General features: G+C 27.5%; 1 protein-coding gene. It reads right to left on the reverse strand.

Going from position 1 to position 1,581, the window contains the following annotated elements:
- Positions 1-1,581 (reverse strand): DEAD/DEAH box helicase family protein (locus VLM92_RS04315; RefSeq protein WP_325275124.1); only part of this gene is annotated, 1,581 nt, incomplete at both ends.

Genomic DNA, 1,581 nt, shown 5'->3' on the forward strand with positions numbered 1-1,581 from the left:
AGGTGTTCCCACTACCATTATATCCATTCCACTAAATTCATTGTATCCTTTTACATTTCCAAAATATAAACTATGTTTAACACCTAATATTTCTTTTAATTGCTCATGGGTATCTTGAAAGGTTACTAATAATGTTTCATCAGGTCTAGTTATTAAACTTCTTATTTTTGTTATTACTTCTTCTTTTAATCCCTCTACTACTTTTGTCTTTGAGGTATTCTGATTTAATTGTAAAACTGTTGTAGTTGTTTTTATACTATAATCGTAATCACACCTTACATAACTTTTAGTTAGCATGTCTAAACCTATTCTATTGGGTGTAGCTGATAAGAATATATATTTTACATCTTGAGGTAATTCTTCTTGATTTATAAGGCATATATCACCTCGATATGAGAAAAAGAATCTTAATTGCCCCTTTAATATATGTTTTATAAATTCTATATCATAATCTTCTGATTTAATTAACTTTACTAATTCTTTAATTTGTTCTTTATCAGTAGTAGATAAGTCAAAAATATTATAAAAGTCTCTCTGATCTGTTGCTCTCTTTCTTATTCTTTTTAGTTTTTTTATTAATTCTTTAGACTTATTATCTATATCCTGTTTTATATATTTGTTAGGTTCTTTCCTTATTTTAAATATACTTGAAAACTTTAGATCTCTTATTAAGTTATTTATATTAGTATTAAATTTATCAGCTGATAAAGAATCTATATTAATATACTCGTCTGTTATATCTTCATCAATTATAACAGTAACCTCTTTCTCCTGTGCTCTTAGCTCATTTACTATTTTTTCTCCTACTAATGCAAACATTTTATGAGTAGTAACTACCACAGGGTTATTTAATAAGGTATGGTTATTCTCTTTTGATATTTTATGATATTCTTCTAATATACACTTATCTTTATTACTTACTTTTTTGTTATTCTTATATCCTAGTAAATGTAATAATTTATACTTTTTAGGTAGTTCTATATTCTCTTTTGTATGAGGGAAGTTACTATACTCTTCCTGTATCAGTTTATGGGTAGGGGCTACTATAATAAATACTTCTTTTTCTTTAGGCTTTATTGTATTTATTATAGTATGAGTTTTCCCAATGCCCGTAGGGGCAGTAAAGTTATGGTATTTAATGTTAGAGTTTAACGCCTTATTAAAGTCTAAGTTAAATTTTCCTCTTGCTTCATTTAGCTCCATACCTTCTAGGCATAAGTCATATTCATACTCCTTTTCAAAGTTAGTTTTTAACATTTGAGTTAATCCACCAAAAGCTTTAAATGTATGACATTCCTCTTTATAAGGGCAAGTGAAATATCCATTACAAATTACTATTCCTTTACTGTTATTGAGCCATGACCTTGTTTTAGTCTTTATATATTTATCACCATTAGTATTAGATACTTGTCCATGTTCTTTAGTTACTTTTGTTATCTGCTCTAGTTCCCCATAAGTACTTGTATTATTAGTTTTAGACTCTTTAAATCTTACTAAGGATAAAGTAGTACCTATTTTTAGTAGGGAACTATAGTGCCCCCCTCTATCTATTCCTGTGTAATCTCCTTTAAAGAACTCATT

This window comes from Romboutsia sp. (genome assembly GCF_035470145.1).
Lineage (GTDB): Bacteria > Bacillota > Clostridia > Peptostreptococcales > Peptostreptococcaceae > Romboutsia_D.